General features: G+C 59.4%; 20 protein-coding genes. 7 read left to right on the top strand and 13 right to left on the bottom strand.

Going from position 1 to position 16,109, the window contains the following annotated elements; translation table 11 throughout:
• Positions 1-105: 105 nt before the first annotated feature.
• The 3 genes from E7T10_RS10875 to E7T10_RS15765 are packed head-to-tail and all read right to left on the bottom strand — an operon-like array spanning position 106 to position 2,177.
• The gene (locus E7T10_RS10875) at positions 106-555 is read right to left on the bottom strand and encodes a hypothetical protein (protein ID WP_137721808.1); all 450 of its coding nucleotides are present in this window, start codon (positions 553-555) and stop codon (positions 106-108) included.
• Positions 552-1,970 (bottom strand): ArdC family protein, encoded by a 1,419-nt coding sequence (locus E7T10_RS10870; RefSeq protein ID WP_137721807.1) that lies wholly within the window; start codon positions 1,968-1,970, stop codon positions 552-554. The genes E7T10_RS10875 and E7T10_RS10870 overlap by 4 nt, the downstream gene beginning before the upstream one ends.
• A gap of 33 nt (positions 1,971-2,003) precedes the next feature.
• Positions 2,004-2,177 carry a hypothetical protein gene (locus tag E7T10_RS15765; protein WP_161639019.1) on the bottom strand — a complete coding sequence of 58 codons (174 nt, stop codon included), beginning with the start codon at positions 2,175-2,177 and terminating at the stop codon, positions 2,004-2,006.
• 527 nt (positions 2,178-2,704) lie between these two features.
• Here E7T10_RS15765 and E7T10_RS10865 point away from each other — a divergent pair.
• Complete coding sequence (locus E7T10_RS10865) at positions 2,705-2,920, top strand: hypothetical protein (RefSeq protein WP_045811629.1); 216 nt, start codon at positions 2,705-2,707, stop codon at positions 2,918-2,920.
• Positions 2,921-3,571: 651 nt separating this feature from the next.
• Here E7T10_RS10865 and E7T10_RS10860 read toward each other — a convergent pair.
• A complete protein-coding gene (locus E7T10_RS10860) occupies positions 3,572-3,979 on the bottom strand; it encodes a response regulator (RefSeq protein ID WP_082064492.1) in 408 nt (135 codons plus the stop codon).
• 509 nt (positions 3,980-4,488) lie between these two features.
• Positions 4,489-4,827 carry a helix-turn-helix domain-containing protein gene (locus E7T10_RS10855; protein ID WP_137721806.1) on the bottom strand — a complete coding sequence of 113 codons (339 nt, stop codon included), beginning with the start codon at positions 4,825-4,827 and terminating at the stop codon, positions 4,489-4,491.
• A 172-nt stretch (positions 4,828-4,999) separates the two neighbouring features.
• Here E7T10_RS10855 and E7T10_RS10850 point away from each other — a divergent pair, with 172 nt between their 5' ends.
• Both E7T10_RS10850 and E7T10_RS10845 read left to right on the top strand, forming a co-directional pair.
• Positions 5,000-5,209 carry a hypothetical protein gene (locus E7T10_RS10850; RefSeq protein ID WP_137721805.1) on the top strand — a complete coding sequence of 70 codons (210 nt, stop codon included), beginning with the start codon at positions 5,000-5,002 and terminating at the stop codon, positions 5,207-5,209.
• A gap of 50 nt (positions 5,210-5,259) precedes the next feature.
• The gene (locus E7T10_RS10845) at positions 5,260-5,667 is read left to right on the top strand and encodes a hypothetical protein (protein WP_137721804.1); all 408 of its coding nucleotides are present in this window, start codon (positions 5,260-5,262) and stop codon (positions 5,665-5,667) included.
• Here the strand turns inward: E7T10_RS10845 and E7T10_RS10840 are convergent.
• The gene (locus tag E7T10_RS10840) at positions 5,659-6,150 is read right to left on the bottom strand and encodes a hypothetical protein (RefSeq protein ID WP_137721803.1); all 492 of its coding nucleotides are present in this window, start codon (positions 6,148-6,150) and stop codon (positions 5,659-5,661) included. The two genes, E7T10_RS10845 and E7T10_RS10840, sit on opposite strands and share 9 nt — an antisense overlap.
• Positions 6,151-6,273: 123 nt before the next feature.
• On the opposite strand from E7T10_RS10840, the gene E7T10_RS10835 reads away from it, so the two are divergent.
• From E7T10_RS10835 to E7T10_RS10820, 4 genes are read left to right on the top strand one after another with little or no spacing between them, the layout of a single operon-like run.
• Complete coding sequence (locus E7T10_RS10835) at positions 6,274-6,786, top strand: hypothetical protein (RefSeq protein ID WP_137721802.1); 513 nt, start codon at positions 6,274-6,276, stop codon at positions 6,784-6,786.
• Between the two features lie 3 nt (positions 6,787-6,789).
• On the top strand, positions 6,790-7,254 hold the full coding sequence (locus E7T10_RS10830; protein WP_137721801.1) for a hypothetical protein: 465 nt from the start codon (positions 6,790-6,792) through the stop codon (positions 7,252-7,254).
• Complete coding sequence (locus E7T10_RS10825) at positions 7,254-7,661, top strand: hypothetical protein (RefSeq protein WP_045811623.1); 408 nt, start codon at positions 7,254-7,256, stop codon at positions 7,659-7,661. The genes E7T10_RS10830 and E7T10_RS10825 overlap by 1 nt, the downstream gene beginning before the upstream one ends.
• A complete protein-coding gene (locus E7T10_RS10820) occupies positions 7,661-8,044 on the top strand; it encodes a hypothetical protein (protein ID WP_137721800.1) in 384 nt (127 codons plus the stop codon). Before E7T10_RS10825 ends, E7T10_RS10820 begins: the two co-directional genes overlap by 1 nt.
• Here the strand turns inward: E7T10_RS10820 and terL are convergent.
• The 7 genes from terL to E7T10_RS10785 form a co-directional block, all read right to left on the bottom strand.
• On the bottom strand, positions 8,041-9,795 hold the full coding sequence (gene terL / locus E7T10_RS10815) for a phage terminase large subunit (protein WP_137721799.1): 1,755 nt from the start codon (positions 9,793-9,795) through the stop codon (positions 8,041-8,043). The two genes, E7T10_RS10820 and terL, sit on opposite strands and share 4 nt — an antisense overlap.
• Before the next feature lie 65 nt (positions 9,796-9,860).
• A complete protein-coding gene (locus E7T10_RS10810; protein ID WP_137721798.1) occupies positions 9,861-10,139 on the bottom strand; it encodes a hypothetical protein in 279 nt (92 codons plus the stop codon).
• Positions 10,136-10,366, bottom strand: coding sequence for a hypothetical protein (locus E7T10_RS10805; protein WP_137721797.1), 231 nt, complete (start codon positions 10,364-10,366; stop codon positions 10,136-10,138). Before E7T10_RS10805 ends, E7T10_RS10810 begins: the two co-directional genes overlap by 4 nt.
• A gap of 26 nt (positions 10,367-10,392) precedes the next feature.
• A complete protein-coding gene (locus E7T10_RS10800; protein ID WP_137721796.1) occupies positions 10,393-10,833 on the bottom strand; it encodes a hypothetical protein in 441 nt (146 codons plus the stop codon).
• 3 nt (positions 10,834-10,836) lie between these two features.
• A complete protein-coding gene (gene pilV, locus E7T10_RS10795; RefSeq protein WP_137721795.1) occupies positions 10,837-13,239 on the bottom strand; it encodes a shufflon system plasmid conjugative transfer pilus tip adhesin PilV in 2,403 nt (800 codons plus the stop codon).
• A 6-nt stretch (positions 13,240-13,245) separates the two neighbouring features.
• Positions 13,246-13,473, bottom strand: coding sequence for a hypothetical protein (locus tag E7T10_RS10790; RefSeq protein WP_137721794.1), 228 nt, complete (start codon positions 13,471-13,473; stop codon positions 13,246-13,248).
• Positions 13,474-13,545: 72 nt separating this feature from the next.
• Positions 13,546-16,104, bottom strand: coding sequence for a phage tail fiber protein (locus E7T10_RS10785; RefSeq protein ID WP_137721793.1), 2,559 nt, complete (start codon positions 16,102-16,104; stop codon positions 13,546-13,548).
• Positions 16,105-16,109 lie beyond the last annotated feature (5 nt).

Below are 16,109 nucleotides of genomic sequence, written 5' to 3'. Positions count from 1 at the left end.
GACCCCGCCGGGTGATGTCATAGACCGTCGCGTCAGGCTTCCAACCGTCAGGGACGACGACGGTGAAAGCCTCGCGGGTGCGACGGTCCAAGAGGGTCAGGGCGATCATTCGTAGTATCTCGCATCGAACCAAGCCCGCATCTTCTCCTCGCTTTCGGCCGTGCCGTCTGCGACGAGCTTCTGATGCCATTCCGGCTCGATGTTGATGCCCCATAGGAAGTAGCGGCTTTCCGGTTTCTGATAGCTGCTGACACAGCCGATCATGGCGGGTCCATCCGCGCGGTGTCGGAGCCAGCGACCATCTTCCGTCTGTGCTTGCCACCCCTCCCGGCGGATCAGGTCAGATGCTGCGACCCGAAGCATGGTCACGTCGCGCATGTTTTGGACTGTGGCCGCAAGGTTCTCGTCGTCGATCATGTGACGCTCGAAGCTTACGTCAGTCAGGACGCCAGTCAGCATGGCCTCGATCTCGGACATGCTGTCCGCATAGGCCGCCTGATGACGGCCGGAGCCGTCATCAGTCGCCACAAGGATGAATGAGACTTTCAGGCTCACGCAAAGAACTCCGCATCATGGTCGGCCCAAAGGTGCTGATAGTCGGCGCGTAGCTCGCGCTCCAGAGCGGCCAGCAACATCGCCTCCGTCACCGGGTGCATGTTGTCGGAGCTATCCCAAGCCGGAACCGCAACATCATCGAAATACCCGGCCTCCCAAGCCAGACGCGCGGCAGTCTCCAGCGACACGCCATCGGCCCGCACAAGGCGGCGACGGAACGGGGCTTCACGATGCCAGCGGTCGAGATCGCGGGCCTTTAGCTCCCCGCCATCGTCGCAGATGCCCCGGATAGACAGGAACTCGCATAGGCTTGGATCACGGCGGGGATGGAACGGGCGGGAGGCACTAATGCCTCCCCCTGCAAACGCCGTCAGCTTGGACAGGAACCCGGCCGCGACATCGGTCGAGACAGGCGGACGTTTAGGCGCAACAGGCGGCGTCGGGTCTGTGTCGTCATCGTCGCCATGGGACTCGATTTCCGGCGCGCTGGAGCCTCCCGACAGGTCAGGGAGATAGATGACGCCATCGGCCATCCAAGGCCGCTCTACGGCCTGTTTTGGGGCCTTGTCGGCGAGGTCAAAGAGGAAGTCACAAGCGGCTTGAGCCTTGCTCGCCGCCGTGAACATGGCGCGCTTGTCCGATTTCAGAACCTTGAGCCATGACGCCAGATAGGACGCATGATCCTCGCGAGGCTCAACGGCTATCCCAAGGCGAGCCATGGCGAAGGCGGCGCCCATTTCGGCGACCAATTCCTCAAACGCATACGCCTTATCGCCGAACCGCTTTCCGAACTGGCGATCAAGCCGGGCCTTGGCTCCGCTCCAGTGCGTCAGTTCATGGGCGAGCGTCGCGTAATAGGCTTCGCGCTCATAGAACGCCTCTAATGGCGGCATCTGGACGTGATCGGACTTGGGCGAGAAGAACGCTTTAGCCCCGCCGTGTCTGATCTCGGCGCCAGTCCCGACCGCCCATTGATCGGCGAGCTTGATGCGTTCGGCCGTCGCGGCGACAGGCGCGGCCTCATAGAAGCGTTCCGGCAAATGGTCGATTTGCTCGACGTTGAAAACCGCATAGCCCTTGGCGAACAGCCGGGTTTCTTCCTCGCCGGTTTCGTCCTCTTTGGAATACGACCCCCAATAGATCACCGGCGACGACTTCTCGCCTTTGCGGACGCATCCCCCAAGCTCTTTGGCTTGATTGAAGGTCATCCAAGTGTGGTGACGATAGCCTTTCATTTCGGCCGCTCCCCAAAGCAGGGCGACGTTGATCCCGCGATATGCCTCGCCGTTGGCGCGGGTCGGGATCGCAGGAAGTCCGCACGATCCGGCTTCCCATTGCGGCGCCCAAGGGCGGACGCCGTTCTCCAGCATGGCGACAATGGAATCCGTGACGGTTTGGTAGATGTCAGCTTTCATTGTTCTAATCCGTTGTTTGCGTTGACGCGGGTATTAGGCTTCGCAGAACAGCCAGCCGTTGACCGACAGGCGGTCGCCGGTCACGTCGCAGATGGCTTCGAAGGTGGAGTCGAGATCGACATCGGGGCGGATCCAGAGAGTCAGGTCATAGTGGCCGCCGGTCAGTTCGATCAGGCGGGTGAAGTCGCCGGGCAGTTCAGTAAGCATTGAGGTCAACCTTTGCGTTTATGCATTCGATGCCCCAAACGTGAATCAACGAATAGGCACTGTCAACGCAAAAAATGTCGTCAACGAAAAAAGGCAGGGTCTAACCCGCGAACGGTCGTGGCTCCATCGCGCGCGCGTTTAGATCACGCGCGAGGATCGTCGCTCGATGTGCTGGAGCATCGGGCCTGACGATGCGTGATCGCCCTGTGTGCCCTGTCTTACGGGAACGAGGGCAAGCGATCTCAAGCGGTTAGCGAGAGAGTAGTGCAGACCGTGCCCGAAACCGTGCCAAGGCATCGCGTCGGAATCGGAAACGAGTCTCCCCGCGCATTTCCTATACGGTCCTATGCTGGCCAGCGTCGGCCCTGACGGTCCCCGGACGATGCCCCCACGGGGGGGGCTGACAGTTGCGGGATGCGTATATTCCCCACTTCGGATGTGTGACCCAAATTTCAATCCGGGTCATAACTCTCATTGTCCTGTTAAGCTCTCGACAGGCATGACCCCCGAAACTTATAATCACGCCAATGAAGAACCTTTTGGCAAACATTAAAAGCGGATCGCCGATCTTCGATGTCGAGGTCTTCGGCGAGGGATTCGTTATTGTCCCAAAACGGGGGCAGGAAGCGGAGTTCGCCAAGATGATTGATGAACTAACGTTTCATCAAAGCGATGAATACGCCATCTTCCCCATCACTGACGGCAAGTTAGGCTACGAACGCGCTACGGTAATGCCACTCTGACTGTGCCGGATCGAGCGGCTCGCATTGCGCGAGGGCCTTTCGCATTAGCTGAATCTTTAAGGATCGGCCGGTTATCTACGAGTGTCGAGAGTGTCGCGTTGTTGGGTGCCGATGATTAACTTACTTAAATCCATTGGAAAAGGTTCGGTAATATTTGAAGCTCAGCCACTTGGAAAGTGCTGGGTAATCTCTCCGAAGGATGGTCAGGAGAGTGCCTTTGTAAAATTTGTAGACGAGCTTACTGTCGGTCACTGTGATAAAGTGGTCGCGCAGCCCGTCACTGATGCGCTCGGGAGGTATGTCCGTGCTGTGGTCGTTCCATTCGAAACTGAAGCGTCATCGTGAGCGAACCGAGCTAAATGGATAATCAGTTAATCTACTCTGGTTTGATGTAGTCATCGGGTGGGATAGGCTTGCCCCTGACAACCATGACGTTAGGGTCAGCTTTCAAAGCCATCAAATTCCAGTAGACTGCCTTCCCCAGTAGCTTAGCTCGGCAAAATAAATTCTTTTCAAGAAGGGCTTCGCGGATAAAGCCCACACTTTGCGTATATACTCGCGTTTGATCTTGTCGTCGTCGCTATTCACCGCGTTTCGCTCCACCAAGAGGTGCGAGCATATGCGATATAGCCGCGACAGAAGCGGGTCGGTTCAAGGCCGTTGAGGGAAAGTTTGGCTAAGCTGGCTTTGAGCATTTAGTAGGAACGCTACCGCGTTTGTGATTTGTGCAGAAACGAATGGCTTCTCGATGAGAATGCTATCGGGGACGCCCTGTGCCCGCCACTCATGAGCACTGTCGCCAGTCACATACACGACGGGCAAAGTGCCGTTCATTTCCCGCGCTGATCTGGCGACATCCCAACCTGTTGCCGCGCTCCCAAGGTTTACATCTGTAATCAGAGCGCGGCATTCGGCGCCGCAGGTGTCGAAAAGGGCTTTCGCTTCGATTGCCGAGCAAGCCGTCTTAAAAACAAAACCCCCGTCTTCGAGCGCATGTTCGAGTGTCATCATCACAAGTGGATCGTCGTCAACGACGAAAACACAGACAACTTCGGTCATGACAACACCATTCGGAACCTGCCATAACGCAAAAGTGCCTCGGCAGTTTCGCGATGTGTCTCGGAATACCGAGCGCGTCATTAACCTACGTTAAAACAACGCCTTGCAATCGAGGCCCGCGACGATCAGGCCAAGCCTATTCGTCGAAGGGGAGAATATATGCGCGCTCATATAATCGTTCTGTGCCTTCCGTCATCCGGGTAGCAAAAACCGCGTAAGATGGGTCTGGATCGTTGATGGCGTCTCGAACGAGCATCGAGAAATCGGACAAGCGGTCAGGCTTGGCTATAATACCAAAACCGTCCCCGCCCGGCTCGACGGAGTGTATCTCTGACGGATTGCGAAGGCGCGATAATAAGCCGATCATAGGTAGTTTCCTCTCAGAAAGACTACGACTATGGAGACTGAACCAAAGTGCGGCGATACTGTTAGCATATCGAGTGGCAGCTAACAAATGGTCTCACATCTTCATTCTTACGACCCGCTCCTACGAGCCGAGAACAACATGTTTAGCGCGTCAGGAACTGTTGAAGCATAGCTGCGACAGCATCGCTCTGCTTCTGATTCAACTGCGACCACAGTTTCAAAATGGCTCGTTCCGAGGGTGATTGCCCTGTTAAGACGGGATCGCCGTAGAGGTCGGCTACGCTACATCTCAAAGCACCGGCGACTTGCAACAGCGTTGAAACAGCAACTCGATTTGCCCCGCGCTCATATTTCTGAACCTGCTGGAACGAGACGCCAATAGCCCCCCCAAGTTCTGACTGAGTAAGGCCCAGAGCTACGCGGCGGTCGCGTATTGTTTTGCCAATTTGAATATCGATAGGTGACAGGGTGATGCGAGACATGATCCGTATGTATGCCGATTCCAGCACTAAAGTCGCTGCATTCGATACCTTGGCATATTGGTCACAGCAACTTCGAAAGCTTTCGTCACAAGCGTAGTGGCGAATTGGCGATTGATATGGGACTGGACTTTTTGGCCAACCTGAAGTTTTAATAGCCGCCGTTATGGGGTGCTTGCTTGAACGCCTTAAGGCGGGGTCAACCGCCTACAATGTGGAGCCGACCGGCGACGGCGGCTTCATACTCGTTCGCGACATCGAACATGCGGAAGAGTTCACGAACCTTGTTCGCGCCCTCATCAATCGGCCTACGGACGAGTTCGTCATTCTGCCGACGAGTGACGGGCATACCGGCTACGAGCGGGCTGTGATCCTGCCTCTCTGACTGACGTTCTGGTCGGGCATTAGTCGGATCGCCGCTGACTAAATATCAGCATGATCCTTTCCATTCTGACCGGCGGCATCGACCTGCCGAAACTCTCGACCGAAGTCGCCTCGCTGCGTCTCGCTGTCGAGGAAACCAATGCGGCCTTGGCTGACCACATCGTGAAGGCCAATGCTCGCATGACGACCATCGAGGGCGTCGTATCGGACAATGTCGAGACGCTTCGCATGAAGCTGGATCGTCTGGACAGTGAGATTGGGAACTGCACGTTCGGCGACGCGCGGGAGCGTGAGGATGGCTTCACGCCGCGCGGCCTGTCCGGTGTCGTGTCGGACCTCTCAATTGGTTTTTATCGCCAAGCTGGCGAGATCGAAGCATTGAAGAAACAGGTCGAAGCCCTGACGGCTGCGAAGCTATCGGAGGTGAAGGCCCGCAAGGCTCCGAAGAAATCAGGCTGACCGGCTGGCGCGCTTCCGTTCAAGAAGCGAGACCGCTCTCTCGATCTCATGCATTCCGGCGTTTCGATCCTCAACAAGATCGAGGCGCAGTCGTATGATGTCGTTGTCCAGTTCCTGAAGCGTCTGGCCGGGAGTGTTTGATCGGGCGAGTGCGGCCAGCGCATAGTCGCGGATCGCCTTGATGCGGCGCGGCTCTTTCTGGTCTTCCTCATCCATTTCGGCGCCAGCACGGGCGATGTCGGTCTCAAGGGCCTGACGGTAATGGCGCGCGCTGTCAGCGTCCCACGACCGTCCTTGGAAGGTCATCAGACCGAGTTCGTTCAGGTGCTTGGCGAAGGCCGCGTTGGACAGGTCGCGACGAGGATTTCGGAGCTTTTCGAGAATGGCTTCGCGAAATAGAGCGTTGAGTTCCGGCGAGTTCGGAACAGGTTTTCGTTTAGCGCGGAGGCGCCGAGCCTCTCTCCAATGTTGTTCTAAATCCATGACCGCTCGCCTGAAATACTAATCATAACATGGGTTTGCTTGCTTAATGCGACGTTAACCCGGCCAATTTCGGGAGGGTGAGTTTTAATCTGGTCATACGTCCACTCGAACGGAGGCCCAACTTTGACGACCTACTACGAACCCGTGCCCGAAAATCAGTTCGCTTCAGGCTTTAAGCCGAACAGCTACCACCAAGGCATCATCAACCAGATCATTTTCGAGCGTATGGCGGCCATCGCGGCGGTCGCGTTCGACTGGTCCGAAGAGGGCATGATCTATCATCAAAGCTCCGGCTTCGGGATGGGTGATGTCCTCACGGTCTACCGCAATGCGTTCAAGGGCAAGCGCGGATACAGCGTGTCCAAATGGGAAGCCTACAAAGACCCTAACCCTGCCTGTGAGTTCAACACGCGCTTCACCGTGAAGGTTGAGGGTGACGGTTGGTGGACCCGACTTGTCGTCGTCTCGGTCGTCGAATTCGGTGAGAGCTATGACGACGACGAGGATGAAATTCGTCTGTCTGACCATCTTCAAGCGGTGGCGATCTTCTGCGGCATGAACGCCGACGACGCTGACGCCTTCGGCAAGATGGCCCGGTGGTGGACGACCGTGAACCCTTCGAAAGCGGAGGGCTGAAACATGGAAGCCTACCAGATCACCAGTCCGTTTCACCCGACTCTCGCCACGACGCTTGATCTAATCAAGACGCTGCGGTCGCTCGACCCTTTCAATCCTGATCCCGCGATCTCGAAGCTGGCGAAAGCCGTCTACCCCGAGATTGGAGACGGCGTTTGGAAGACGGTCATCGTCAGCGACGACCGCTTCGACCTCGAAGAACCGTTTCGAGGCGTCACCCGTGCGAAGTTCAACAATGGCGTCGTCACCGTCCACCACGGCTACTTCACGGATTTCTTCTTCAAAGGTCCATGGTTCGAAGTTCGCGTGATCCAGCGGGACTACGAACGCTTTCGCGCATTCACCGGACCCTACGGCGATGAAGACTGGTCCTTTGATATCGAGATCGTTAGGGGCAAGGACACCCGCCGCTATCTTGATTGGGCCAAGCGCACCGGAACCATTCTCAAACTTTTTGGAGAACGATGATGGAAGCCCAAGCCCTTGCGGCCAAGATCGCGGTGATCGCGACGCGGCATGACTGCCCGCACACCATCCAAGCCGAACTCCTGAAACTCGTGATCGAAGCGACCACGCGACAAGGCGCGGAGGAAGGTTCGGTTCGGTCGTCCGTCACTCTGGAAATCAAGAACGCCCGTGACAAGGGAATGACGATCAGTGAGGTGGCCGAACTTCTGTCGCTGACGCCCCGTCAGGTCCGTCAGAACTGGCCGCATCGCGCAAGGATGACGGACGACATCATCCTGAAAATCTTTATGCTCTCTGACGAGGGCCGGAAAAATAAGCATGTCGCCGCCGAACTCGGGTTGGCCGACACGACGGTCAGCAAAGTCCTGCACGGCAACCACCCTCTTATTGAGCGGGGAGGAAAGTGATGAAGGACGGCTTCTACGACACGCAGGGCTGGCTGGAGGCCCGCATCAATCTGGCATTTGCCGATGCGACGACTTCCAGCGATCCGACCAGTCCAAACTATCCGTCTCTCATGATCGACAATATCGAGACCGCCCGCCAATGGATGGCCGAGATTGCGAAGGACACGTCGCCATCGACTTTGATCGAGTTCGTGACCGATGATGATGAACTGATCCAAGAGGCTTTTGACTGGCTGAACGCGAATGATCCGCCATCGACCATGCGGACCTTCAATCTCGCCTATCCCCACACGAACCTGCTTTATTTCGTGGTCCGCATCCGCAAGAAGGAGGCCGCTACGCTGTTCAAGATGTTTTTCTCCGAGCGCGTGATCGCTACCTAAATCATCCGCCTTCCGGCGCCGCGCTGTCGTCCAGTTTTATTCAATAGCTGGCCGCTCGCGGTGCCCGCGAAGAAGCGTTTTTCGAACTCGCGATCCAGCTTCTTGCGATGGTCGGCCTCGGCCTGTGCGGCGTCGATAGCCATGTGCTGCTTCCAATAGTCCACCGCCAAGGCCAGCACGTCGATCCGATCATCGTGCTTCAATGCACCGCGCTGGGCGGTTATGTGGGTCATCTGGAAAACGCCTGACTTGATCCGGTCGGGGACGGCGAGGTCCAGTTTCAGAACCTCTCGGTCGATGACCAGACGGTGTTGCTTCATCACCGGCTCAAGGGCGCCGACGATGCGCCGCTCTTTCATGCCGTGGACCTTCACGCCCTCGATGCCGCACCGCCATTTCGAGGTGTGCTTGGCGAGCAGGACGGGGGTCAGCAGTCGGCGGAACATGCCGTCCGAGAAGTTGTCCTCCACGATGAGGGCACGGACCTCTTGTTCGGCCGCGATGGTCGCAAGCTTGGACAGGGTTTCGGGCGAGCCGCCGTCACCGGCGACGCCGCCCCACTTGGTGACGAAGACCTTGCCGTTGAGGAACTTGGTGACGACGAACGCCGTCTCGTCCGCACCCGTGCCCGAAGGGTCGATGTGCATGACGCTGCCAGTGTAGTCGGCCCAATGTTCGCTGACGTTGAAGGGTGAGAAGAACCTGTCGCCGGTGAAGCCGACGTTCGGAAGCATCACGTCCTTGATCTGCTTATCGTCGGCGGACGTGTAGGAGAGTGCGACCGGCGCCCGACTCTTATCGACGTTCATGACGATCAGGTCGGAGGTCTTCAGCGGGAACCGCTCGGCGTCGGACAGCGACGTGTCCAACATCATCTGCAACATGAACTCGGCCGCCGTGCCGTCCATCTCGCTTTCGAGCAGCTTGGCGTCGGTGAAGCGGTCAGGGTCGGTCGGGGCGCCGCCCAGAAGCGACAGGCCCGTGGGATCACAGAGCGTCCCGCATTTTTCGATGTCAGCCCGGAGCAGCGGTGCGAGGGTGTCGCCGTAGTTCGGGAGCTTGGATTTCAGTGGGTAGCGCGCGGGCCAGACGCGGATGTCGTAGCCGCGTTTGGGAAGGTCATTGTAGATCGACTCTTCGGTCTGCGGCGTCCCGAGGTAGATAATCTCGGAGGTATCGAGAGGCTTGATGATCTTGCCGAATTCGGACGTGGCGTGGCGCAGCTTGTCGCGCTGATCCTCGGTCGCGGAGTTCCGCTGGTTCTCAACGTCGTCGCCGATCAAAATGTCGGCGCGGTTGCCCGCCAGTTGTCCGGTGATCCCGAGGCATTTGACCGAGGGCTGCTTGTTCGACTTGGCCGGGCCGACATCGAACGCCAGCGTCGAGGATCGCTGGTCCCGGCCGGGGCGCAGTTCGGCCCATAGCTGGTCGCCCGCCTCGTGGAAGATGATCGACTTGATGAGGTTGGCGTTGTCTGCGGCACCGCTTTCACCGGCCGAGACGATCAGGACGGTTTTCTGCGGATCGCGCCACAGACACCAGACGACATAGGCGCAGGTGATGAAGGACTTGCCGATCCCGCGAAGGGCCTCGATGGCGCGGCGGGTCGGGCCGCTTTCGAGGTAGCGAGCGATGTCCTCTTGAATGCGGGTCGGCTTGGGGAGGCCGAGGACGTATCGCCAGACGTAACGGACGAAGTTGATGAAGGATCGCTGGAGCTTTTCGCGAGGCGTTTCGGGGCGTTGTTTCAATCAGTCATGGCATGACCCAACCGCCCGCCGGTGAAGGCGAGCGGTCGGTCTGCGAGGGGCTTGGGTTATTGGGGCGTCATCCCCCACAGCACCTCGTCGTCGAGGTCGAGGTCTGCGAGTTTCGCCGTGAGATCGTCGAGGCGCGGCGATGTCGCCGAGGCTGCGACGCCGTTGTCCTTGAGGAACTTGATGGCTTGGGCGATCAGTTGAGGCGAGATCGCCTTGCTGGGGTCGCTTGGGTTCTCTTCGGCGCGGATGGAGGCGCGGGAGAGTTCGTTCGATAGCAGGAGGGCGACGACGGCATGAAGCTGGTCCATCGCCTTTTCAGAAGCGCGGTTGCTCATGACTTGAAGAGGTCCACGAGGAAGCCCGCCAGACCGCCGAGCGCGGCGGCGACGCCCATGAGCCAGAACTTCGCGTTTTCGAGTGCGCGCGTCCGGGTTTCGAGGTTGTCGTGCTTTCCCTGCAAGGTCTCCATGAACTTCATGTAGGTGCCAAGCTGGCCTTTGATTTCCCCGAGGATCAGCACCAAGGCTGGGTCGGAGTTCGATGTGTTGTGAGTGGGGTCCATTAGACCTTTCGATTGTGGGGGGAGGATTAGATTTGATCGCCGGAGGTGTATTGAAAATCGAGCGATAGTTCGTAGGTCTGACCGCCGATCACTACCGAGCAGTAGGCGTTGCCGAAGCTCTGATACATGAAGCCGTTGGTGTTGTAGGTCGGCCCGGTGAAGACGGCGGTTGATGCCGTCCCAGAGACCTCGTTGCCCCACGAATAGGATGAGGGAGCGAGGTAGGGATTGACCGAAATTCCGAAGGTGATCCGGTCATACTGTTGCTCGTTCCATTGGCCCCAATTCGTCCGAACCTGTTCGGAGGATTGGACGAAGATCGTGACGGTGCGGGCCGACCAGCCCTTGCGCCATGTCCCTCCCGATTTCACCCAGACCTCTTTCGCGGGCTTCCAAGATCCGTTGTTTTTGACGTGGACGGCTGTGGCGGTGCGCCAGCTTCCGCCCGATCTGACGGTGATGCTCATGCGTCACCACACGATGTGAACATCGCCGTCGTTGCCGCCCGAGGGAGCCGACTGCGAGTTGGTTGTTCGGGCGACACGTCCCCCGTCCGGGTAGGTGAAATCAACCGCCCGCATTTGACCGCCAGTGTAGATGTTCTTGTCCTGATAGACGCGCATCCAACTGCTGTCCTGCATGAACCAGCCGCCGCCGTGGTTCTCCCAATAGATGCCGTTGCCGGAGCCACGGACCCTGAACCAACTGTTGTTGCCGCCGTAGATTTGACCCCCGAAATAGGCGTCGTTGTTGTCGAGGTTGATTTCCAGCGGCCAGCCACCGCCCGTGCTTTCCCAGCCGGTCGCATTCGTGCCCGATCCACGCAGGACATAGAAACGGTTGCTGTTGACGTGGATCATCGCCGAGCGGTGATCGCTGTCTTGCAGGGTGATAGTGGGCGCGTTGGATCGGATGAAGACACCCCCATCCACGTCGCAGTTCCCGATGGCGTTGATGCCGTATTCGTGGATTTTCAGCTTCGTGACCTTGGCTTTTTGGAGCCAGAGTTCGTTGCCGTCCGACGAGAGGCGGTTGACCCCGAGGTTGCCGAAGTTTCCCTTGTCCCCTTGGACACCGATGTAGAGCCAAGCGTCCGAACCCATGAAGAGGGATCGGGCCGCGACGTTCTTCCAATGGAAGGTCAGGGCCGGAGCATAGGCATGGCCGGATTGTGTATTGCCGACGTTCTGAACTTCTTGGATTTCCATCCCGCTGTTCCAGACATCAACTGTAGCGGTCTGCGAATAGGCGTGAAGTCGGCCCGTGAAGAAGCCGCGCCCGTCGCCGTTTCGACGAACGACCGTGTAGGCCCCGCCGTCCATGTTCGTGTCAGTCCAGCTAACCTTGCTTGAGGGAGTGAAGTTGGACGTGTCCCAAGGCGTAGCCCCGGCGAAGGTGGGGCGACGGTTCATGATGATGTCTTTGAAACCGTCGATCTGAAGGCTTGAAGTCGCGGCGCCAACGACGCCGTTGATCAGCACATGACCGGGCCTTGTGGCGTGGTCCTTGCCATGCAGGACGATGACTGCACCCGTGTCGGTCCAGCCCTGTCCGCCAGCCAGAACCCAAGCCGCCGAGTTGCTGTCTCGTCGGAAATAGGGGTCAGAGCCGGTCATGGTCAGACTGTCCTTGACGGTGATCCCGCCATTGAGTGTCTGCCCGCCGGTCCATGTGTTCCCGCCAGCAAGGTTGCCCTTGGCATTCAAAGCAGCCTGAAGGCCGCTGACACTGGCGATGTCGGTGGGGAAAATCGACGGGCGATCCGTGATGGCAGTCCATGCGTGAGCGTGGCCGGTGTTCGACTTGCCGTCGAGCGCAGCCTGTAGGCCGCTGACGTTGGCGATGTCGGTCGGGAAGATCGTCGGGCGATCCGTAATGGTCGTCCACGCATGGACGTGGCCGATCAGGGCGCGAGCGTCGAGAGCCGCCTGAAGGTTCGTAACATCGGCGATGCCGTGGCCGTGGCCCGTGTTCGATTTCGCATCCAGAGCCGATTGCAGACCCGCTACATTGGTGATGTTGGAGGGGTAGAAGGACGGCTTGTCCGCGATGACGGACCAGACCGGCGTCACGTCGCCTTGCTCGATGTAGCTGGCTTCGGCATTCTTCGCGCCTGACCCGCTATAGACCCAGCGACGACCATTTGTCGTTGCAACCAATGTCCCAGCCTTCACACCGTTCTGCTGTGCAGCGGTCAGGTTGGCGATCCCACCCGTCGAGACGACCGGCGTCTGGCCGACGAGAACAGGGATGCGAGCCGGGTCGATCATGCCGTCCAGACGTGACGCGGCCAGCGTGTCGGATTTCTTGTCGAACAGGTTGGGATCGAACGTCGCCGCAAGCGCGGCCGAGGCTTCGGCTGCGGTAGCCTTCTGCGTCGCAAGCGCGGCGTCTTCGGAAACCTTCTCTGCAAGCTGTTCGACGATCTCGCGATCCTGCGATGTGGACTGACCCGAGCCTTGAGCGAGTTCCGCCCAATAGCGAGCGTTGGCCTCATGAGTGCCAGCGTGATTGCGATGTTCCTGCGCGAGGTTTCTCGCATCGACCGCCGCGCCGCGAGCCGCTTCCGAAAGGATGCGCTGGGCGTCTGCACGGTCGGCGTGACCTTGTGCCAGATCGCGCGCGAGTTCGGCCGCGACCTTGGCGACGGAGGCTTGCGCCGCCGGGCCGGAGGTCATGTCGCTGAACGATGCGGGCGATGGAACGAGGATTTCGTGACCGCTCAAATCCACGAAGGGATAGCGGCCGTCATTGTTGGGTCCACCCGTGGCGGACCCACCCAGCCAAGCAGCGAGATTCGAGTTCTGCTGCTTCGTCTTATCAAGGAGAACTTGGACTTGCTGGGCGAGAGTGGTGATCGTCAGCCCGCTCATCCAGACTTACTCCTCGACGGGAGCCGCGTCGGGTTCGGTCGGCGCCGGGTTATCGACGGCTTCCTGTGCGACGTTGAAACCGAGTTGGGCGCCTTGGAGGGCCGCGCGGATCGCGGTCAGTTGGGCGTTGGTCGTCTCAAGTTGTTCGAGAAGGCGAGCCTTCGCGGTCAGCAGACCGGCTTCTTGAGTGACGAGGGTTTGATACTGCTCCGCAGCGGTTTGGGTCTGGGCCATGCGTCTCCTGAATATTTTGAAGGGGTAGTGATATTTAGCCGTGGGACCGGCCCGTTAAGGCCGGTCTCATGGTCATGCCGTAATGATGGGTTGGTCGCCGCCGCCGCCGCCGCCGCCGCCGGGGTCGGGATCGTAGCCGCCGCCACCGCCGCCGCCGCCTCCCGATGATCCGCCACCTGATCCGACGCCGCCGCCCGAGCCAGTGCCGCCGCCGAGCGACGAGGTGTTGTTCTTCATCTCCGTGACCTTGCCGTAGCGGGCGGTCACGGTCTGGGTGGACATGCCGGAACTGAAGTAGATTTGGACGTAGTAGTGCCAGTTCCCAGCCTCGCCCGGACGGTCGAGGAACTTCATTGGAAGCGCGCCCTGCCATGTGTCGTTCGCCATGCCGCTGCCGTTCAACTGAACGGACTGGATGACGGTCCCGCCTTCAGTCCCGCGAGACCGGACAAGCTGGACGACGGCCACGAACGATCCGCCCGCGTTGTGGGTGAATGTCCCATAAGCGTTGAAGTCGATGTCGATGGGGCTGTCCGCCTTTTCGACCCCGATCCAAACGCCGTGAATACGGGTCGGCGTGGTGTTGTTGAGCGTGATCGTGGCCGCGTTGTAGGCGGCTTCGGTGTTGCTGACGGTGTTGTTGACCAGTCGCGTGTGATTGATCGAGCCAGTGACAAGAAGGTCGCCGTAGATTTCGACGTTCGAGTTGAAGCGAACCCGGCCGTTGACCAGCGACATGATCTTGACGGGCGATCCGCCGCCGGGGGCGACAAACGACATCTCGTCAGCGACGAAAGCCAGTGATCCAAACGAACCGTTGTTGTTCGCTGTGATCCCCGTGATGTGGCCGTTGGAGTTGAGGACGATGCTCCACCGTGCGTTCAGCCCATCCGTCACCTCCGAAAGCGTGGTGATCGACGCCGTGTGCGCTCCGACCGTGTTCTGCACGGTCTGAAGCGTCTGGGAGAGCGCGTTGTCACCGTTGATCCGTGCGGTGCGTTCATCGACCACGGAGGCCGAGACGTTTCCGATGGATGTGTCGATGCCAGACAGGCGAGTGCCGAGCGTCCAGCCCGGCCCGACTTCGACCCGGTTGAGGTCCAGCGTGAAAATGGACTGATTGTTGCGGAAGGCGCCAAGGACGGCGAACTGTTGGGCGATGGCCCCGTCTGCGGTTGCCCGAGCCGTGGCCTCGTTTTGGATGGCCGTCGAGTTCTGACCGACCTGAACGGCCAGCGATTGACGAGCTTGAGCTTCCGCCTGATCGGCCGCAACGCGAGCGTTCGTTTCGGTCAGGACCGCCGCCGCGATGTCACCGGCGATCTTCGTCGCCAATGCCGTTCGCTGCGCCGCTTCTGCTGACACCGCGTCGGTCCGGGCCGTGACTTCGGTCGCGATGGCGGCAGTGTTGTCGTCAGTCTTCGCCCCGACGCTATCAATGCGTTGGGACAAAGATTGGTCTTGGCTGGCCCGCGTGGTCGCCTCGCTCGTGACGAGGGCCTGTGCGTTGGTCCCGGCCGTCGCCACCATCTGGTTCAGGCGTTGGGTGAAGGACTCCGTGGGACCGACGAGAACCTTGTTCAGGTCCAGCAGGAAGGCGGTATTGTTGGCGTTCTTGGCGCCCAGCAGCGACAAGGTTTGAGCCAGCGCGCCATCGGCGTTCGACCGTGCGATTTGCTCGGCCGTGATGCTTGAATCGATGCCGTTCGCCCGCGCGATGAGAACATCGATCTTGGCAGCTTCCGCCGAGATCGCGGTCGCCCTCGTCGTCGATTCCGTGATGATCTTGGCGGCGTTGTCGTCGGCCTTGGCGGTGATCGCCGACAGGCGTTGTGCAAGGCTCTCTGTGCCGGAGACCCGAACGGTGTTGAGGTCCAGCACGAAGGCGTTGTTTGCGCCGTTCCTTGCCCCGATGAGGGCGAGGGTCGATGCCAGAGCGGTATCGCCAGCGACGCGCTCTTGCGCCTCGTTCTGGATGACCGTGGCAATCCCTGTCCCGTCCTCAAAGTTGACGAGCGAGTCCACCAGATCGGTGATCGTATCGACGCGAAGTTCGAGGCTGTTGGTGCGGGCCGTCGTGTTCGACACGATGCCGTCGAGGGTGTCGGTTCGGAAAGCCTGATCGGTAAGCTGAAACGCCTGTTCGAGAATGCGTTCGGCCGAAAGGTCGATGCTGGCGAGGGCGTCTCGGAAACGGTCAAGGAGATCGTCGCCCAACTCCGAGACCCGGAGCAGTTCGTCCATGATCGCGTCGGGCGTGGTGACGACGCCGAGGTGATCCCCGAGCCTGACCATCGCGCGGTCGAGGCTGTCGTTCAGGAAGTCGTCTTGCTCTTGGAGCCGGTAGAGAAGCTGTTGAACGGCGCGGTTCAGTTCTTCTTTCGTCAGGGTGGCGCCGTTCTGGAACTCGACGGCTGCGGCCGAGATCGGCGTGACGCGGCTGATCTTGAGGATGCTGTTCGTGATCGCCGGGTAGGTCAGCCGAATGCGACTATCGGAGACCCATTCGAAGAACGACGCGGAGCCGTTGAGCGTGACCTTGATGTGGGTCTTGTCGAGGTAGGGAATGGCGAGGTCGAACTCGCGCTGGCCTTCCACGACGTTGTAGATGACGCGGGTTTGGTAGCTCATTGATC

Origin of the sequence: Brevundimonas sp. SGAir0440 (assembly GCF_005484585.1) — a bacterium.
GTDB lineage: Bacteria > Pseudomonadota > Alphaproteobacteria > Caulobacterales > Caulobacteraceae > Brevundimonas.
The sequence above is the reverse complement of the archived record's forward strand: the minus strand, read 5'-3'. Positions and strand labels throughout refer to the sequence as shown.